Annotated in this window: 17 protein-coding genes and 2 pseudogenes; 10 read left to right on the top strand and 9 right to left on the bottom strand. The window is 71.1% G+C overall.

Going from position 1 to position 17721, the window contains the following annotated elements:
* Positions 1 to 181 precede the first annotated feature (181 nt).
* On the top strand, positions 182 to 754 hold the full coding sequence (locus DMH12_RS04590) for a GNAT family N-acetyltransferase (protein WP_125490244.1): 573 nt from the start codon (positions 182 to 184) through the stop codon (positions 752 to 754).
* Between the two features lie 435 nt (positions 755 to 1189).
* Here the strand turns inward: DMH12_RS04590 and DMH12_RS04595 are convergent, their stop codons facing one another.
* Together DMH12_RS04595 and DMH12_RS04605 are read right to left on the bottom strand one after the other, a co-directional pair.
* A complete protein-coding gene (locus DMH12_RS04595; RefSeq protein ID WP_125490245.1) occupies positions 1190 to 1630 on the bottom strand; it encodes an OsmC family protein in 441 nt (146 codons plus the stop codon).
* Positions 1631 to 1952: 322 nt separating this feature from the next.
* A complete protein-coding gene (locus DMH12_RS04605) occupies positions 1953 to 2621 on the bottom strand; it encodes a maleylpyruvate isomerase family mycothiol-dependent enzyme (RefSeq protein WP_312023901.1) in 669 nt (222 codons plus the stop codon).
* A 447-nt stretch (positions 2622 to 3068) separates the two neighbouring features.
* On the opposite strand from DMH12_RS04605, the gene DMH12_RS04610 reads away from it, so the two are divergent.
* Entirely contained in the window at positions 3069 to 3542 is a 474-nt protein-coding gene (locus tag DMH12_RS04610; RefSeq protein ID WP_125490247.1) for an RICIN domain-containing protein, read from the top strand.
* Positions 3543 to 3740: 198 nt separating this feature from the next.
* Here the strand turns inward: DMH12_RS04610 and DMH12_RS04615 are convergent, their stop codons facing one another.
* The 5 genes and pseudogenes from DMH12_RS04615 to DMH12_RS04640 form a co-directional block, all read right to left on the bottom strand.
* Positions 3741 to 4850 (bottom strand): hypothetical protein, encoded by a 1110-nt coding sequence (locus DMH12_RS04615; RefSeq protein ID WP_125490318.1) that lies wholly within the window; start codon positions 4848 to 4850, stop codon positions 3741 to 3743.
* A gap of 1730 nt (positions 4851 to 6580) precedes the next feature.
* Positions 6581 to 7803, bottom strand: a pseudogene (locus DMH12_RS04625) (serine hydrolase domain-containing protein).
* A gap of 395 nt (positions 7804 to 8198) precedes the next feature.
* Complete coding sequence (locus DMH12_RS04630) at positions 8199 to 9611, bottom strand: extracellular solute-binding protein (protein WP_185832142.1); 1413 nt, start codon at positions 9609 to 9611, stop codon at positions 8199 to 8201.
* Entirely contained in the window at positions 9611 to 12322 is a 2712-nt protein-coding gene (locus DMH12_RS04635; RefSeq protein ID WP_125490248.1) for a substrate-binding domain-containing protein, read from the bottom strand. Before DMH12_RS04635 ends, DMH12_RS04630 begins: the two co-directional genes overlap by 1 nt.
* A 7-nt stretch (positions 12323 to 12329) precedes the next feature.
* Complete coding sequence (locus DMH12_RS04640) at positions 12330 to 12692, bottom strand: hypothetical protein (RefSeq protein ID WP_125490249.1); 363 nt, start codon at positions 12690 to 12692, stop codon at positions 12330 to 12332.
* Positions 12693 to 12866: 174 nt separating this feature from the next.
* Between DMH12_RS04640 and DMH12_RS39630 the strand changes: the two are divergent.
* Positions 12867 to 12962: pseudogene (locus DMH12_RS39630) on the top strand (oxidoreductase); the annotation flags it as partial.
* Positions 12963 to 13075: 113 nt separating this feature from the next.
* Positions 13076 to 13513 carry a glutaredoxin domain-containing protein gene (locus DMH12_RS04650; protein ID WP_125490250.1) on the top strand — a complete coding sequence of 146 codons (438 nt, stop codon included), beginning with the start codon at positions 13076 to 13078 and terminating at the stop codon, positions 13511 to 13513.
* Between the two features lie 36 nt (positions 13514 to 13549).
* Here the strand turns inward: DMH12_RS04650 and DMH12_RS39635 are convergent, their stop codons facing one another.
* The gene (locus tag DMH12_RS39635; RefSeq protein WP_125490251.1) at positions 13550 to 13876 is read right to left on the bottom strand and encodes a hypothetical protein; all 327 of its coding nucleotides are present in this window, start codon (positions 13874 to 13876) and stop codon (positions 13550 to 13552) included.
* Positions 13877 to 14104: 228 nt separating this feature from the next.
* Between DMH12_RS39635 and DMH12_RS39640 the strand changes: the two genes are divergently transcribed.
* From DMH12_RS39640 to DMH12_RS04680, 5 genes are all read left to right on the top strand, one after another.
* The gene (locus DMH12_RS39640) at positions 14105 to 14263 is read left to right on the top strand and encodes a hypothetical protein (protein WP_260474052.1); all 159 of its coding nucleotides are present in this window, start codon (positions 14105 to 14107) and stop codon (positions 14261 to 14263) included.
* Positions 14264 to 14456: 193 nt separating this feature from the next.
* Positions 14457 to 14954 carry a gas vesicle protein gene (locus tag DMH12_RS40225; protein WP_312023902.1) on the top strand — a complete coding sequence of 166 codons (498 nt, stop codon included), beginning with the start codon at positions 14457 to 14459 and terminating at the stop codon, positions 14952 to 14954.
* A complete protein-coding gene (locus DMH12_RS04670; RefSeq protein ID WP_260474053.1) occupies positions 14944 to 15873 on the top strand; it encodes a gas vesicle protein in 930 nt (309 codons plus the stop codon). Before DMH12_RS40225 ends, DMH12_RS04670 begins: the two co-directional genes overlap by 11 nt.
* A 49-nt stretch (positions 15874 to 15922) precedes the next feature.
* Entirely contained in the window at positions 15923 to 16237 is a 315-nt protein-coding gene (locus DMH12_RS04675; protein ID WP_125490253.1) for a gas vesicle protein K, read from the top strand.
* Positions 16234 to 17046 (top strand): GvpL/GvpF family gas vesicle protein, encoded by an 813-nt coding sequence (locus DMH12_RS04680; protein ID WP_125490254.1) that lies wholly within the window; start codon positions 16234 to 16236, stop codon positions 17044 to 17046. Before DMH12_RS04675 ends, DMH12_RS04680 begins: the two co-directional genes overlap by 4 nt.
* 52 nt (positions 17047 to 17098) lie before the next feature.
* Here DMH12_RS04680 and DMH12_RS04685 read toward each other — a convergent pair whose 3' ends face one another.
* A complete protein-coding gene (locus DMH12_RS04685) occupies positions 17099 to 17290 on the bottom strand; it encodes a hypothetical protein (protein ID WP_125490255.1) in 192 nt (63 codons plus the stop codon).
* A gap of 84 nt (positions 17291 to 17374) precedes the next feature.
* Between DMH12_RS04685 and DMH12_RS04690 the strand changes: the two genes are divergently transcribed.
* Positions 17375 to 17716 (top strand): hypothetical protein, encoded by a 342-nt coding sequence (locus DMH12_RS04690; RefSeq protein WP_125490256.1) that lies wholly within the window; start codon positions 17375 to 17377, stop codon positions 17714 to 17716.
* Positions 17717 to 17721 lie beyond the last annotated feature (5 nt).

Raw genomic sequence — 17721 nt, forward strand, 5'->3', positions numbered from 1 at the left:
CGAGAAACGTCATGGCCACGGGCACCCACCCCCCCCTTCGGCCGCATACCTCGCAGTCGCCGGACCCCCGACAGCCCCGAACATCGGCCGCCCGGCATCACCGCACCGTGGACGTACGCGCCCCCGACCGTCCGGATAAACGGCTGGCCGGGGGCGAGCGTGACGCGACAGGATGCTCCGCATGACACTGCCCACCCCCGAGCTGCACACCGCTCGCCTGCGGCTGCGGCCGTTCTCCGACGCCGACGCGGCGTCGCTCTACGCGCTGCACAGCAGCACCCACGTGCTGCGTTACTGGGACTCCCCGCCATGGACCGAACCGGCCCGCGCCCAGCGCTTCATCGCGACCTGCCGGACGATGGAGGAGGAAGGCACGGGAGCGCGACTGGCCGTCGACCGCGTCTGCGACGGCGCGTTCATCGGCTGGTGCGGCCTGACCAGCTGGAACCCCAGCTTCCGCAGCGCGTCCCTGGGCTACGTACTCGACGCCGGCGCGTGGGGCCACGGCTACGCCACAGAGACCGCGCACGCCGTCCTGCAATGGGCGTTCAGCACCTTGGACCTGAACCGCGTCCAGGCCGAAACCGACACCCGCAACCTGGCGTCCGCCCGGGTTCTGGAAAAGCTCGGCTTCGTCCGCGAAGGCACTCTCCGAGAAGACTGCATCGTCAACGGCGACGTCTCCGACTCCTGGATCTACGGCCTCCTCCGCCGCGAATGGCAGGCGACCGGCACACCGACAGCCCGCAGCTAGGATCCGTATCCAGTCGTGATCAGGTGACGGGGTGGAGTCTGTGCCGCCATGTATAGCGAGCCCTCATCGAACGTGGCGCAAGGGCTGCCACAACGGTTGAACCCTTCACTGCGACTCGGTCGGCGCCCTCGGCGGTGTCACATGGGAACCGCGATCACCCTCTTCGACCGGGGGATCCATGAAGGCCTGCAGTTCTTGGTCCTGCAGCGCATCGACGGCACCACGCACTGACGCACGAGCACCCGCTGGCGCCGACGGCACCGGAGTGCGCGCGGCGCCGGTCACGTCCCCACCGGCTTCCTCGATTCCGGGCGAAGGGCCGAAGGCGTAGCGGACGAGGTGAGCGAGGTCCCCGCGCGCCGGCGTGGCCGCAGCCGCTCGTCAGCGCCGCCGTCCGGTCCCGCCGTGCGTCGGACCGCCTGCTCGGCTGCGTCCTCAGGGGTTCGCGACGGTCGCGGTCACGGGCGTGCCGATCTCGACCGTTCTGCTCACAGTGCACAGGCGGTCGTGGGATGCCTTGACCGCGCGGGGCAGGATTGCACGGGCGCGCTCCGCACCTTCGACGTCCGGGAAGGCGACGGTGAAGGCGACCTGGAGGTTGGTCATGTGGTTTCCCAGTTCGTCGCTGATCCTGTCACCGCTGACCGTCACGGAGAACGCGCTGGGCTCGGCGTGACGGCCGGTGGCGGCATCGACGTCAACGGCTGTGCAGCCGCCGATCGCGGCCAGAAGCAGTTCCACCGGAGTGAACCCGGTGGCCTGGCCGCCGTCCGGGGAAGTGCCGAAGCTGATCGACTCGCCGCGGGCGTTGACCGCGACGAACCGACCACCGCTGGTGCGTTCGACGACGACGGAACGCTTCGAGTTTTCGCTCATGCCCGGACACTAGTGGTTCGGGATGGGGCTCAGCACGAGGCCCGGCCGACGGACCGTGCGCGCGCCGGGCGGTGGGGCGCCGGTCCGTCCGGTCCCTCCCGCCCGCACGGGACCGCCGGGGTGTCGGCGCCGTCCGTGTCATGGGTCGGCCGGCACGGCCAGCACCAGCGGCAGAGAGCCGGCCCAGCCTCAGGGAGGCGGACCGGGCGTCGCCGCCGGCAAGTACGGCGTCGCTGGGCTCGCGCAGGTCCGTCGCGAGCGTGCTGACCTTGCCGGTCCTCGGGGCGTAGCGGCGCAGAGGGTGTGCTCTGTTGCGGCGCGCTCAGCTTGTTCTTTGACCTGAGCGGAGTCGGACGCGCAGGATTGCCGCACCGTCCCCCTCAAGGTCCTCGCAGGCCGCTGGGCGGCCTGCCATTCCCATCACCAGCGAGAGGGTCGGCCCCCGGAGCAGATCCCCCGAACCGGTGGTGAACGGTCCGTCTGTGGCCTCGACCCGCAAGCCCGCGATTGCAGTGTTGCTCGCGACTGTGAAATCGCGACTCGCGAAGAACCGGGCGACGGCGGTCGTCGTGGCCACCGGGGGTGTCCGCACAAGACCCAATGGCCGACGGATGTCCTCGCTGTGGACGACTACTTCGCCCAGCCAGGCCGCTGTATGTCCTGTCGGCCCGGGCGGGCCGGCGACAACTTCCCGAAATCGCCGCAAGGTCTCTTCCGGTGTGGCACCACGGTGCATTGCGAGTCGTCTGTCGTTGTGCAGATTGGGGTCGAACCGAGCTGCCAGCATGCTCAGCAGCCAGCGCCACATCCTCGTGCTGGCACCTGCCGTCAGATGAGCTACGACCTCCTCCACGGTCCAGCGTTCACACAGTGATGCTTTCGCCCACTGGGCCTCGCTGAGCTCGGCGAGGTCTTGAGCGAGCGCCAAGCGCTCGACGTGGATAGCCCGTTCCATGGCTTTCCGAGTTTCTGAAACGTGTGGTTCAGCCATAGGGCAACCTCCAGAGACCGGGTGTCCTCCATCAGACTCCTCTTGCAGCCCGAACTCATCGACTGCACCCACGTAGCGAACCTATTCGACCTTCCCGTGTCGAAACGGTCCTCGAACTACGCCGCTCACCTGGGCATTCGTCTGCCCTGAGGGGCCTTGGTCTGATCAGATCATGTCCTCCGATCAAGGGTGCCGAACGAGACGAAGATCGTGAAGGTGGGTCTGTTGCCTGAAGCCGCGGCAGGAGAAACGTCACGCTTCCGGGACGAGTCAGTGCGTGTCCAACCGGACGTGATGATGAGCTGTTCGAGTTGGCTGACGCACAGTTATCCGCGTGAGATGTCTACATCGGCACAGCGTTTAAGGTTTTCCCATTTGCAGGCGTAGGCGGTGGTGTTCGGGGATCCTGTTGAGATACCTCTGAAAACTACTGCAAGGAGACCGCCAGTGCGCCACCCGACCCGGAGGGCCTTCGCCGCCCTCGTAGCCGCAGCCGGCCTCGCCCTCCCCCTCCTCGTTCCCTCACCCGCGTCGGCTGCCACCGCCACCAGCCGCTTCGCGAACTACCGCTACGGTGACTGCCTGCGCGAGACGGACGAAACCGGCCTCAAGGGAGACCGCTGCACCAGCGGGCGCGGCAGCATCCTGTGGCACTGGAACGGCCGCCTCAACACCAGCACCACTCTCAAGAACTACACGTGGGGCCGCTGCCTCGACAGCAATGACCGGGGCGACGTCTACCCCCTGCGCTGCAACGGCGGCTCGTATCAGAAGTGGCGCACCGTCCAGCCTGCCCCCCGCAGCGCCGTCATGCTCCAAAGCGTCGGTACGGGCCGCTGCCTCTACCAGCAGGACGACGGCTACTACCGCACTGCCGGCTGCGACCGAAACGCCCAGAACCAGCGCTTCACCATCGGCTGAGCTACCGGGAGGCCAAGGCGCAAGGTGCCGTGTTCGTCGCCTTCGAACGCGAAGGGCGGAGGTGGACCGTGAAGGCGGACGGCTGACCGCCGGCCTCGTTCACAGCGTCGACAACGCCGTGAACGAGGCTTTGCGGGCCGCCATCGTTCATCCGGTCCACGAGCGGCAGGCCAGCGCGGGCGCTGACTGGGGGACGGCTCACTGGATCAGCTCGATGTGCGGATGGTTCGGGGATACCGGGCAGACGTGCAGCTGCAGATCGTAGCCTCCGGCAAGGTCGAGCATGGTCGGGTTGTCGGGTTCGGGATAGGTGGTGGATGACAGAGAGCGGGCTCGGTCCTCGTGGGGAATCCAGTCGGGATAGTGGGAGTTCCATTCACCCGAGGCGATGGTCAGCAGCGGATCCATCTCGGTGCCGCATGAAGGGCAGAGCCGAGGTCGGGGATCGGTGAGGCCCCAACGGGTCCAGCCACCGACCTTCCAGCCTGGAGCAACGGACATCCTGCCCGTGTAGAGCTCGTTGTAGAAATCCTTCGAGTACGGCGTGTCAGAGCTGTCCAGTGGATACGGCGTGTTGTCAAAGTTGTCCAGAGCGATACCGGCCGTCTGCCACCTGCGCCAGTCCTCCAGCTGCCTCTGGAGATCCTTGCCCAGTTCCATGATGCTGGGGTATTCGGTGATCTGCTCCGGCGCGAGGAGGCACGGCTCCGGCAGGTAGCCGGGGAACTGGATCGCGGGCGGCTCGGGGGGTGTGTCGAGGATGTCGGTGACTGTGGCGGCGGACCGCCAGAACAGCGCGGTCTCGGGCTGCGCGGGGTGGTCGAAGGGGCACCACAGCACTTGGAGCAGATCTGCCTCGGCCTGCTTGGGCGGGCGCAGCAAGGGGACGTCGCGTACGTACAACTGGGCCACGGGCAGCATGGCGATCGGGCCCTCGGGCCATGGGCGGCCGGCCTCGATCCGCTCCTCGATCGCCCGCTCCTCGGGCGTGTACCGGGTCCCCGGGGGATCGCCGCCCGGTCGGTTTGCCACTGCTGCACGAATGCGTCGCCGCTGCCGTACGTCCTCGGGCGAGAGGATCTCGTTCCACCCGTCCCACTCGTGCGGTCCCTCGCAGTACGGCCAGGGCTCGTCGGCGGGCCACAGCAGCGGTCCGCCGACGGAGCTGTCGTATGGCGTGGGCGACCCGGGGCGGGGATGCAGCCGGGTCGCCGTGCGTGCCAGCGGCGCCAGTTGCGGGGCGACCGCGGTGACGTCGACCTGCCGCGGCGGGGTGGTACGGATACGGAGTGCAGCTGCGATGCTCATTGCCCGCTCGGCGCACACCGACCGGATCTCGTTCAGCAGCTCCGTGTAGTGCTCGCCGTACGTGTTCAGCGCATGCCACACCGCGTCCAATGCTGCTATGAGCGGGTCGGGCGCGGCGGCGGCGAGCACAGCGGGGAGAGCGAAGTGCGGTTGTGAGATTGGTCCTGGGGTGCGCGGCGTGCTGGTAAGGGGCACCACGACGACCGTGCGCCCTGTGTCCGCGGACGGAGGCGGGACGTATGGCGGTCGCTCCGGAGGTATCGCTCCGAGTACCGTCCTGTCCGGGACACGAGGGTCGGAGCGCAGGGCCTCCTGCATCAGGGCCGGGTCGTCGAACGGCGGCGGCAGAGGGCGTCCCTCTTCCGCTGCCGAGAGCGCCTGGGCGACCCACGGCAGATCGGTAAGGCCCGCAGCCTCGCAGGCCCGCCGCGCGGCCAGCAATGCCGCTGCACGCTGGACCTCGGGGCCCACGACGTCGAGGGCGTGCACCAGGTCGCTGTCGAAGCGGAGCAGACCGAGGACGTTGCTCTCGCGGGCAGTGAGCAGTCTCTCGCTCGGCAGCCGCCCGCCCCACTCCCACTCTTCATGGTGCAGGCGGCGCGCCTCGGCGGCTTGTTCGGCCCGCTTCTCGGCCGCCCGTTGGAACACCTGGCGAGTCAGGCGTTCGGCCTCGGCGAGTTGCTCGGGTGTACGTGCCGTCTGGCGCGCGTAAGAGTGTAGGTTCCCAGCGATCCGCGAGGTGTGGCGGATCACTTCGTCCGGGCGGGGCGGGGCCGGCCAGAACTGCAGGAGGTAGCTGTCCGCCCGGGGCTCCCCAGCTGCTCTGGTGGAGAGTTCGTGTCCCTCGTCCATCCCCCGGGCGCAGTAGCGGACGCGGTAGTCGGTTCGGGCGAGACCCAGGTCCCAGGCGGCCTCGCCGTCCCCCTGCACCAAACTTGTGCGTTCCGACGCGGGGCGGAAGGACACCTCCATCACGTCATCCCAGACCGGGTCCAGCACCGGGGGTATGTCGTGGATTTCCACGACGAAGCCGACGTTGCCTGCGTACAGCCCGGTGGACAGGACGATCACGCCTGGGACCGCAGCCCCGCACAACCCCCCTGTCTGATAGGCGAGCGCCGTGGCGAGGTCCGGTCGGACACCGTCCGGCTCGCTTTCGACGTAGATCTGACGATCGTGAACACGCACCTCGCCTGCGACGGGCCTACGCACAGCACTCCCCTACGATGAGGACGGCCTCAAAGGCCCTGCCGGGCAGGCCGTCACGTGTCCCGCATCATGCCAAAGGCCACTGACAACACGGCCGATGGTGGCATCGACAAGGTGGCCTCTGACGCAAGAGGGGATCGGTCACGATGTGCCGTTTGCGGCCCGGCACCTTCTTCCCACCGTCGTAACGCTGACGGACACCGACCGCGACACGTACCTGGCGCGCCTGACTCCCGGCGCCCGCATCGACCACCGCGACCGCGATCGGCACCGACTCACCAGCCTGTTCCACAGTGCCTCCTCCCCCGATGAGCCTTCGGCCGACGGGGACGCCGCTCCCTGTTGCCATGGTGGAACCACACGGTGTCCTCCGGTCCTCCCGGTATGTGTGTCGGACCGGGGAGCGGCACCGGATGTGACACCGCCCGGCCGGCTCATCCGGCGATGGCGCGCGCCCCGGGCGTCCTGCTCCCGCTGCGGCGGTACCGGCGCGTGGCCCGGAGGTCACGCGCCGGGCCGGGTCAGCGACGTACGACCTGCGGCGCGATGTCCTCGGTGTGGCCGCCGCCGGCGGTGGCGGAGCGGCTGAGGGCGGTCGACCGCGTCGGGTCGATGCCGCAGAAGGCGGCCTCGAGGGTGCCGCCGAGGATGGTGTTCACCGTGCCGTTGTTCGAGGTGTTCGCCATCGACGACATGCCGCGGCGGCCGTCGGCCGTCGTGAACGCGTAGGTGTAGTAGCCCTGGACGGTGCCGGTGTGACCGTAGACGGTGACACCGCAGGAGAGCTTCCGCCCACGCAGCCCGAGGCCGTAGGACTGGGTCTGGTCCGCGTTGACCGGGACCATGCTCATCATCTCGCGCAGCTGTGCGGGGGCGACCAGCTTGCCGGAGACGACCGCGGCGAAGAAGCGGTTCAGATCCGAGGAGTTCGAGATGACGGCACCGGCGGACTGCGCCCACGAGGCGGTCTGCTCGGTCGAGTCCACCAGCGGCAGCGTGGTGTCGTCGTCGCGTACGTACCCGCGTGCGTAGGAGCCGGTGAGGGTGGTCCGCGGGTGGACGTACGAGGTGTTCTTCAGGCCGAGCGGCTCGAAGATCCGCTGCTGGTACTGCGTCGCCATCGGCACACCCGTGGTGTGCTCGATCATCAGGCCCAGCACCACGAAATTGGTGTTGGAGTAACCGTAGGCGGCCCCGGGCTCGCCGGTGGGGGCGTGCGCCGTCGAGAGGTCGATGAGTTCCTGGTACGTGAACACCTTGTTCCGTACGGCTTCGAAGCCGGGAACGGTGTGGTAGAACATGTCGTTCGTGTAGTCCCACAGCCCGCTGCGGTGGCTCAGCAGGTGCCGCACGGTGATGCGGTCGTCCGGCAGGGCCTGCGGCAGGTAGTCGTTGGCCGGGGCGTCCAGGTCGATGCGGCCCTCGGCGACGAGCTGCATCAGCACGACGGTGGTGAAGCTCTTGCTGACGCTGCCGACGCGGAACCTGCGGTCGGCGTCCATGGGCGTACCGGCGGCCCGGTCCGCCTTGCCCATGGAGAGCCGGTAGACCGCGGAGCCAGAGTCGATCCGGGTGAGGGCGCCGGGCGCCCCGCGGCCATCGCCTGCTTCTGCACGGCGAGGACACCGGTGGGCGAGGGCTGGGGAAGAGTGGGGGTCGAGTCCGCGACGGCGGGCGAAGCGGTGACCAGGGCGGCCACCATCGCGGAACCTACGAGCGCGAGGCTCGTGTTTCTGATGCGCATCCGATTCTCTCTACGTGTGATCGGGCGGAGGCCCTGGACTCCGTTCAGGAACTGTGAATCCCGCCTGTACAGGGGCGTGTTGCCGCCTCCTGTCCGCGCGACGGACGTGATCTCCAGGGCGCTCAGAACGATAGCCCAGACCGGATCACACCAGGTCGACGTCGGCGTACAGCCCGGGTGTTGGTGGGAGTACCGGGAGGGATGTACAAGGTGCTCGCCTGGGGCGATGCCGCGTGGGAAGACCCCCACCGGGCCGTCCTGGTGCGGCGCCGTGCCAGGCTGCTCCACATCCTGCGGGCGGCGTAGACGGACGGGACGACGAGGCCGTACCAGTAGCCCGTCTCACTCGCCGGTTCGCGCCTCCACCCACGCCCAAGCCGCCAACCGACCGCCCCTCAGTCCGGCAGGGCACGTCTGAGCGCTTCGTCCAAGCGCCGCGCCAATTCCGCGTCACTCGGCGGGTCGTCGGCGAAGAGGGCGCCCAGCTCGGTGGTGAAGGTCTGGGTGAAGGCGCCGTACAGCGGGGTGCGGGGGCGGTGCACCGCCTTCTGCAGGGCGGGGAGCAGGATGTCGCGGGCGTACTCAGGGCGGCCGGCCGCGTCGCGGGGCACGGTGTCCGTGCTCTCCCCGGTCGGCGCCGCCGAGGGCGTCGTCGTACCCACCGCGCACGCCACGGCGTCGTCCGTGTAGGCGGAGGTGCGCGTCGCCGCGAAACCGGCGTCCAGCAGGCAGCGTTCGCTCTCCTTGCCGGTCAGGTACTCGATCAGGTCGGTCGCCTTGGTCCTGCGCTGGGACGCCGCGGTCACGGCGAGGTTCTGGCCGCCGAGCACGGCCCGCCCGGGCAACGCGGTCACACCGAGCCGGTCGTCGTCGGGGAACGACTGATGCAGGGCGGGATACACGTACGGCCAGTGGCGCAGGAAGGTGGTGCGGCCCGCGGCGAAGTCAGCGAGGGAAGCCGCCTCGTCGGAGTGGAAGGCGTCCGGGAGCACGTACGCGGCCTCGGTGCGACGGCGCAGCTCGCTGATGCCCTCGGTCAACTCCTCGACGGTGGCGTCGTAATGGCCGTCCTCACCGGTGAGCGTGAGGTTCGGTACGGCCGACGCGAAGGCCTCCACGGCATTGACCGTCCGCCCCTCGTACGCGGCGAGCTGGGTCGTCCAGCCCTTGTCGTAGCCTTTGGGCTTGTGGTCGCCGACGGCGTTGATCAGTGTCTTCAGCTCCGGCCAGTCCAGGCCGCCCGTCAGGTCGGTCTGCTCGACGTCGGCCTGGCTCAAGTGGTCGCGACGGTAGTAGAACAGGCCGACATCGCTGTTGAAGGGAGCGGCGTACACGTTGCCGTCCCAGCGTGCGGTGCTCGCGACGGGTGCGATGACGTCGTCGTCGAGCAGCGACGCGGGCAGTGGGCTGATCAGGTCCGCGGCGGCGAACTCCGGGACCCAGGTGACGTCGAGGTTGACCACGTCGTAGGCGGCGCTGCCGGACTGGAGCGCGCCGAGCAGTTGGCTGCGCTGTTCGTCGGCGTTGCCGGGGAGTTCGACGAGTCGGGCACGGTAGCCGGTGCCGGCCTTCTCCTGCTCGGTGTTCCAGGCGTCGATGAGCCGCTGGCGGACGCCGTTCTTGCCGGTGACGTCCCGGCCGCTGGCGACCACGATGTCGCCGGGCACGTCGGCGGAGGGCGGCGCCGCGGGGCCGCTTCCGCCGTCGCCGCCACCTCCACTGCACGCGGTCGGCAGGAGCAGGCACAGCGCGGCCGTCAGCACCGCCAGCCGCCGTCGGCTCTGTCGTCGCAGCGGTACCCCGCGCATCAGGTCTCCCCCGTTCCGGTGCGCGCGACCTCGTCGTGCAGGGCGGCACCGAGATCGTCGTCGGCGTCCAGGCAGCGGCCACCGCTGGCTTCGGAGATCCGGGCGTCCGGTTTCCCCGCGTCGCAGCCGCCGCCCTGCAAGGAGACCATCGCGACCGGCAGCCCTCTCGCGCGCGCGATGTCCAGGAGGCTGCCGAAGCCGTCGCCGGTGAACCGGTCCGCGTCCTCGTCGTCGGTGACGAAGACGATCAAACCGGGGCGCTCGTCGTCGGTGTCCCGCACCTCCATGGCGTCGAGCGCGGCCCGCAGCGCCCCGAGCGGGTCCGCCTCGGCGTCCCGGACCTGGGCCTCGCGGTCGATGGCGCGCTCGGCGTCCTTGCGGGAGTGCGGGCCGAAGGACAGCAGAGCGTCGTACGTGTCCTCGCCTGCGTCCGACACCGTCCACACGGCGTACTCGTCCCGGTCGCCGAGCCCGCCCAGCGACTGCTTCAGCAGGCCTGGCCCACCACTGGGCCCCTCCCACTGGCCGGCCATGGAGCCGGAACTGTCGAGCAGGAACAGCACGCGGCCGGGCCCGTTGGCGCCCCGGTACTCCTCCAGCGAAGCCTCCATCGCGTCCCGTCCCGCGGACTCGGTCAGCGGCGACGGCGCCCTCAGTACCCCTTTGGCGACCTCGGTGGCATCCAGCAAGGCCCGGTCGCCGGTGGCCGCGCGGAAGCCGTCCCGGGCGAAGGCCACCCGGCCGCCCTCACCGGTGAGCCATTCCCGGAAGGCCTCCGCCTCACGGTCCCGGTCGGTCCCGTCGCGGTCGGCGCCCTGCCAGCGGACGCGGACGTAGACCGGCTCCAGCCCCGGAACGTCACTCGGGTACTGGGCCATGCGCGGGGTGCGGCGCGCGCTGTCGCAGCCGACGCCGCTCTTCAGGAGGAACTCGGGGACGAGGGCCGCGGTGCGGTTGTCGACGGCGTCGTCGTCGGGCAGCGCGCACAGCAACTCGGCGGCGGTCGGGGCGGGCGGCCCGGACTGGGCGACCCGGTCCTCGGCCCGGCGGGGGTCAGGGGCGCCGGCCGCGCCCGGGGTGCCGTACAGGGCGATCGTGGCCAGCAGTCCGGTGTCGGTGAACTCCGGGTCGGGGCGGCGCACCGCCGCGCCCGCGGTCCGTGCGCGCAGGTTGTCGATCATCCGGGTGAGCGGGGGGCCGGTTCGGTCGTTCAGTTCGTCGACGGCGATGCCCTGCGGGACGGCGAGCACGACGGGAGAGTACGCGAAAGGCGTTTGGTCGGCCTCCAGTTCGGCCACGGCGTCGGTGTCCTGCCCCGCGACGGCCCGGGCGGCGTCGGCGGGGGAAGCGGGTATCCAGACGTCGGGCTGCGGGCCGACGTCGCGCTGCGGGTTGGTGTCGGCCTCGTGGGGTTCCTGCCAGGCACGGGTCTGCTTGCGCAAGGCGGTGACCGCGTCGGCGGCGCCCGCGCTGTAGACGGTGATGCCGCTGCGGCGGCAGCCGTCGCCGGTGGTGTTCGCCTCCGACGTCAGATACGCGTCGGCCGCGGCCCGGACGGTCGGCTCCAGGTCGGGGTCGGTGAGCACCCGCAGTTCCAGGGCTGGGGCGCAGGAGGAGGGGCCACCGGTCAGAACGAGGTGACGGTAGGCCCCGATACCGAGGGCGGATACGACCAGGACCAGCATGACGACGCCGGCGACCAGCCGCCGCGTCCGCCGCGGGTGGCGCCTCGTTTGGTTCTCGTCTCCCGTGTCGCCCGCCTGCACACCGGGGCTCCCGTCGCTGCCGCGGCCCTTCCGTGCCTCCGAGTCATGCCTACGACGGATCAGCGTGCGCCAGGCAGCGCCCATCCCGCTCAGCCATCCGACCAGAACCGCCCCGACCTGGCGGGCGCGCCCAGGGTCGGGGTCGCGGGCCCAGGGCCCCGGGTCGGGGCCGGGGGCGAGGTCGGGCGCGGGCGGGCTTCCGGTGCCCCCTGCCCCGACGGCGAGCAGCACGTCCATGCCCGGCTCGGCGCGGCTCTCCGGTTCCCAGGCGTCCCCCCGTACCGTCCGGTGACCCGCGGCGGACATCCGGGCCCGCAGGTCGTCCACGAGGGCGCGGAACGACACGTCGCCGCCTGCTTCCAGCAGCTTCACCAGCTCGGCGGTGAACGGCGTCGGCGTGTCGGGATCGCCCGCGTCGATGCGGTGATTGGGCTGCACGCTCATCAGCAGCAGCCGTCGCTTGTCGGGGGTCTCCTGGCGGACCCAGGCGGCGTTGCCGGCGAAGCAGCAGTCGAGGACGACCACGATCCGCCGGGCCGAACTGGCGGTGAGCATCGCTTGCGCGAGGCTGAACAGCACCGCGCCCGGGAAGACCGCGTGCCCGCCCGCTACCACGCGTGCGTTGCGCATCTGCAGGAACAGCTCGTCGCCCGCGTTCGGTATCGCCCCGTGCCCGGCGAAATACAGCAGCAGGACTCCGTCGGCCTCGTTGGCCGCCTTCCACAGCTCCTGGTCGAAGGTGCCCTGGTCGGGAGAGCGGCACACCGTGATCTCCCGCTCGGCGAACACACCGCCGTGCCGCAGCGCCTCCGCCAGCCGGTTCAGGTTGTGTTTGACGGCGGGAAGGTCGCCGGGTACACCGTCCGGCGGCGCCGTGTTGTCGTACTCGGACACTCCGACCAACAGCGCCCGGTTCGCCTTCCCCCGCGGGTCGTAACCGGTCACCGGCCGCCTACCTGTCGTCGGGTTGCACCGGCTCGACGCGCGCCTGCGGCGGATCGCCTTCCTCCACCGCACGGCGGTTGGCCTGCCAGGCCTCCACGGATCGTCTGACCTGGTCCACCACCCCCTGGAACATCGCGCCCGCGGCGCCCCCGAGCACCGCCACGACGATGTCCATGCCGGTGCCCATGGGGGTACCGGCCTCGTCTGTGCGGCTCTGTTCGGTGATGCGGAGCTGGTCGATCCGGGCCAGGTCGGCGAGCGGTTTCTCCCGTTCCAGCCACTTGTGCAGGGCGACGATGTCAGTCGCCCTCTCGGTCCCGTCCAGCCGGATCCGGATACCGCGCGTCACCACACCGTCCCCCTCAGCCATAACTCACCATCATGACACCGCTGTTGCGCACAGGCGAGGGTTCGTACGCCGCTGCCGCGCCACCCGCGCGGAGGGCGCACGCCGTCCCTGCCCCCGGGTCTACGTCTTTGGTGCCGGTCCGCCTGGGACCGCGGGCCGATTTCGTCGATCCACGACCGCAGTTGGCCTCCCGCCATGCGTACAGGACTCCTTGGCACCGGCAACGTCGCCCGACCACCGGCCCACGGATGGAAGGACGCAGGACACGACGTACGCCTCGGTTCCAGGGCGGGCGGCCCGGCCGGTCGGCGTCGATGGTCGCGGCCGGCACTCGGCATCGGTTCGGTCTGCGCAATGAGGCGACGGGTCCTGGACAGTTCGGCTCAGCGATAGCCTGCGTCATCATGATGCGCGCTTGGATCTTGCCGATGGTGTTCGTGCTCTGCGGCTCCGCCGTCGTGATGCGTCCGGCCCTCACGGGGGACGCCGGCACTGCCGTGGCACTCCTGCTGGTGTTCCTGGCGCTCGCCGGCGCGCATTCGCCTCTCATCTTCCCGAGATCGATCGGTGCGCGCGAGGCGGAACGCCGCGCCGCGGTCGACAGCCGGCCCGTCGTCTACTGGCGGCCTGGCTGCAAGTACTGCATACGGCTGCGCTTCCGGCTGGGCCGCAACGGCCGCCGGTTGCACTGGGTCAACATCTGGCGCGATCCGGCGGCAGCCGCAGCGGTGCGGGAGGCCAACGACGGCAACGAGACCGTGCCGACCGTCGTCGTGGCGGGCCGCCCGCACACCAACCCCGCTCCGGAATGGGTGCGTGACCAGCTCAAACCTTCCGGGTGATCGACCCGCCCGGTCTCGGCGCCGCACCCCGGCCACCTACACGTCCGACGCCCGCTGGTCCAGCTCCGCCAACCCGCCCTCCCAACGTTCCCGACGCGCCCGGTCGGACTGCTCCCACCAGGGCGTACCGCGCTCCCCCAAAGCAACTTTCGCCCGGTTCACCCGCTCACGCGCCGCCGCTTCAGCCCGCGCGTCGCTCTCAGCGAGCGCACGGCGCACCGCACGCCGAGCGGACATCAAATGGCGCCGAAGGCGGGCCGCGGCCTCCTCCGGGATGGAAGGGTCGGTCGCCCGCCACTTCCGGCCCCGGATGACGACGAAATGCCCATCAGGTGTCCGCTCCGGTGACTGATCCGCCTCCATGGAACCGATTCTGCCCAACAGAGCCGCACTGCGCAGAACGGAACGCGACACGGCCTCCGGCCGGGCCCCGGTCAGCCGCCGGGGCTCGCCGACACCGGTACGCGGCGCTGAACAGGTCCGAGGAGTGGATGAGGTCGATCGACTTCGGCGATCCGTCCGCCGGCCTGCGACAGGTCGCCGGCGAGTTCGACGGCTGGTCGCCGCTGCTGACCGCTCTCGTGGCGGAAAGTGACACGGAACCGTGGCTCCGGCCCGTCCACGCCCTTCCCGTCGGAATCTGCGAACCCTGCCCTGTACGACGGTGCGGACCCGGCGGGTGAGTTGGTCGGGTTCATGGGCATGCCGATCGGCGTCGTGATCATCGGTGTGTACGCGCTCGTGGAGTGACGGGGCGGACCGAAGCCGCGGTGGCCCGTGTCACGCGGTGGGATCCCGCATGCGGGCAGTCGCCGGGTATGAAAGGCCCATGACCGGATACGCGGCTGGGATGAGCAGCATTTCCGGAAGAACTTCGCCGGGTGAGGGCGGGTTCCCCGCCACTGCCGCGGCGCGCGAGCCGTCCGCCCGTACGGTTCCGGCCGTGAGTGCGGCCCCCATGCAGCCCCGGCGGGACGGCGAGGGCAGCCTCGCACACGTCGTGGAGACCCTGCTGGACAAGGGCCTGGTGCTCAACGCCGACATCATGGTCTCGGTCGCCGGCGTCGAACTGCTGGGCATCCGCCTGCGGGCGGCCCTCGCCTCGTTCGAGACGGCGGCCCGCTACGGGCTGGAGTTCCCCTCCGGCACGGACACCGAGACCGCCGCGTGGCGGGAGACGCGCGAGGAGAAGGAGTCCTGCCCGGCGTGCGGCAAGCGCGCCCCCGTGGAGCAGTTGCTGAACCAGTGGTGCCCCTGGTGCGGCTGGCGCAGTGCGCAGGCGCAGATGCGGGAGGCATCCGGCCGGGCCGCCGTCGTGGACCGCGACGAGGCGGCCGTAGAGGGCGGCAAGGACGACGCCCCCGACGACGGTGACCGTGAGGGCGACGGCAGCCGCACCCGGCGCTCCACCGAGCGGAAGGACGAGCCGCGTGGCGAGTGAACAGCCGCCGATGCGCCCCACCCGGGAACCGCGGGTGACCCTGGACGACCTGGTGGAGGTGCTGCTCAACAAAGGCGCCGTGCTGCACCTCGACCTCATCGTCGCCGTCGCGGACATCCCGCTGATCGGCGTATCGGTGCGGGCGGCGATCGCGGGGATGGAGACGATGCTGGAGTACGGCATGATGCGCAACTGGGACGAGGCCACCAGGGAGTGGGCGGAACGTTCCGCCGCGCCCCGCGGCCTCGGGCTGCGCGAGGACGAGAGCGTCGTGCGGCGGATGGGCGGCGGCCACCTGCTGACCGGCGGCGTCTACCACGGCTGGCGACCCGGCACCGTCTGTCTCACCGACCAGCGACTGGTGGTCATGCGCGACGAGCCGCGGGAGGTGCTCTGGCAGACGGACCTGGACGCCGTACGGGACGTGCGGCTGAAGCCGGAGGAGACGGTGGGCGGCGAGGAACGCCTGCGCCTGGAGGTCGCGTTGGCCGACGGCCGGCGGGAGCTGCTCTCCGCACGGGAGCCAGAGACCCTGCACGACCTGCTCACCCGCTCCCTCGCCGGGAGCCTCGGGCCGTCGCTGTCCCCCGGTGTCGCCGAGGAGGAGCCGCCACTCGCCGACGGGCACCTGTGGTACGAGGAGCCGCGCCGGTCCGGTCCGATGTGGCGGGGCGGCCGGGCACGGCTCACGGCCGGCCGGCTGACCTGGAAGTCGCCGGTGGACGGCCGGCCCGCACTGGTGCTGGCCACGGCCGAACTCACGGAGGTGAGCCGGGCACCGGGGTACGGGCCCGGGGGCGAGGGGAGCGTCCTGCTGCTGCGCACCGTCGACGGCGACGAGCACCGGCTCTCCGCCGAGGACCCGGCGGCCTGGGTCCGGCGTTTCGAGTCGGTGGGCCGGATGGCGGCGCCCGCATGAGCGGCGCGCGCGGGAACCTGACACAGACGCGTGGAAAGAAGGGGACGACATGCCGTTGACCGTCGACGAGAAGAGCCTCAAACACGGAGTGCTGTCCCTCGTGGTGACGTTGGTCGAGGTCATCCAGGAGGCGCTGGACCGCCAGGCCATGCGCCGTATCGAGGGCGGCGACCTGAACCCGGAGGAGTCCGAACGTCTCGCCGACGCCCTGCTGGAGCTGGACGAGGCCATGGAGCAGATCAAGGAGGACCACGGCATCGTCACGTCGGTCGCCGATCTGCACCGCGGCCTGGACGAGGTGGTCGACGACGTCGTGGACAAGCTCGTCAACCCTCAGCGCTGGGCGGAGGAGGCCGGGCGATGACCGAGGACAGCGCGCTGTACGTCTACGCCCTGCTGCCCGACCGGCCGGGCGCCGCCGACGGCGTCACCGGGCTCGACGGACGCCGGCTGCGGCTGGTGCCGGTCGAGGGGACCGGGGTGGCCGCGCTGGTGCACGACGCGGCGCCGGAACCCTTCCAGGGCGACGACGACCGGGTGCGCCGCTGGGTGGCTGAGCAGAGCGAGGCCGTCACCACCGTCTGGGAGCGCACCGGCACCCTGCTGCCGATGACCTTCAACGTCCTGGTGGCCGCCGACACGGCGTCAGGACGCGGCGCCGAACAGCGGCTCGGCGACTGGGTCAAGGACCAGCGGGACGAGATCACCGGTCAGCTCGACGCGCTCGCCGGACGCTGCGAGCTGCGGGTGGAGGTCGCCCTGGAGCGCGGCGCGGGCGGTGGGCCGGGCGCGCGGGCCGCGGACACGCCGGGCAGCGGGGACGACGGACGGTCCCCGGGCATGCGCAGGCTCCTGGCCAAGCAGCGCGAGCAGCGTGAGAAGAACACCGCCGGGCAGCTCGCGGACACCCTGCACGCCGGACTGCGCCGTCGGCTCCTGTCGGTGGCCGAGGACCTGCGCGACCGCGGTCCGGCCCAGCGCGCACCGGGCGAGACGGCCGTCCTCTCCGCCGCCGTGCTGGTGCGCCGGGAGGACATCGACGCCGTGGGCGCGGTACTGAGCGAGGCCCGGGCGGGCGAGCCCGCGCTGCGCATCCGCTTTCTCGGCCCCTGGCCGCCGTACTCCTTCACGGAGACCCGGCCGCACGAGCCGGCGGACCAGGCGGCGCGCTGACGCCGGGCGCGCCGACGGGCTCCCGCGGAAGCGCGCCGGCGGCCAGTCGCTCTCAGTCGCCGGGCAGGGCGCTCGCCGCGGACTCCCACAGCGGGTACGCCGCGTCGGGGTCGAGCGCGTGCCCGGCCGCGCCGCCGGGCTCCTCCTCGTCGGCCCGGACGGTGCGGGCCTCGGCGGCGACGACGGCCCGGGGAATACCGCCGCAGACGCACGCGTGCGTGAAGGAGCGAAACGACCCCCGCACCTGCGCCGGGGGCAGGCGGGGGTGGCCTAGAGTCGCCGAGCGAAGCATCGCCCCTCGCCCCTCTCACGCTCGCGGAGGTCCCGCATGCCCCGCTCCTCCACCGGGCCGGCCGACGCGGACACGTACGTGGCCGTGTGTGACCGCACGCACCTGTTCCCTGGGGCTCGGTGCCGTGTCCAGGGTCTGCCCGATCCGCGGGGCTTCGCGGCTCGGCCCGCCCCGATCGACGTGGACGTGCGCTTCTCCGACGGTGTGATCGCGGACGCGCGGTTGTCGGCAGACGATCCGGCGGCCCCCGTGCTCATCGTCGCGGCCTACACCACGGCAGCGGGGACCTCGATCGACGGACGCGGCTGGGTGGTGCGCGGCACGGTCCTCGCCGGGGACGAGGTCGAACTGATCCTCGGCGGTGCCGCACCGGTCTGACGCCC

Origin of the sequence: Streptomyces sp. WAC 04229, from assembly GCF_003947455.1 — a bacterium.
Taxonomy (GTDB): domain Bacteria; phylum Actinomycetota; class Actinomycetes; order Streptomycetales; family Streptomycetaceae; genus Streptomyces.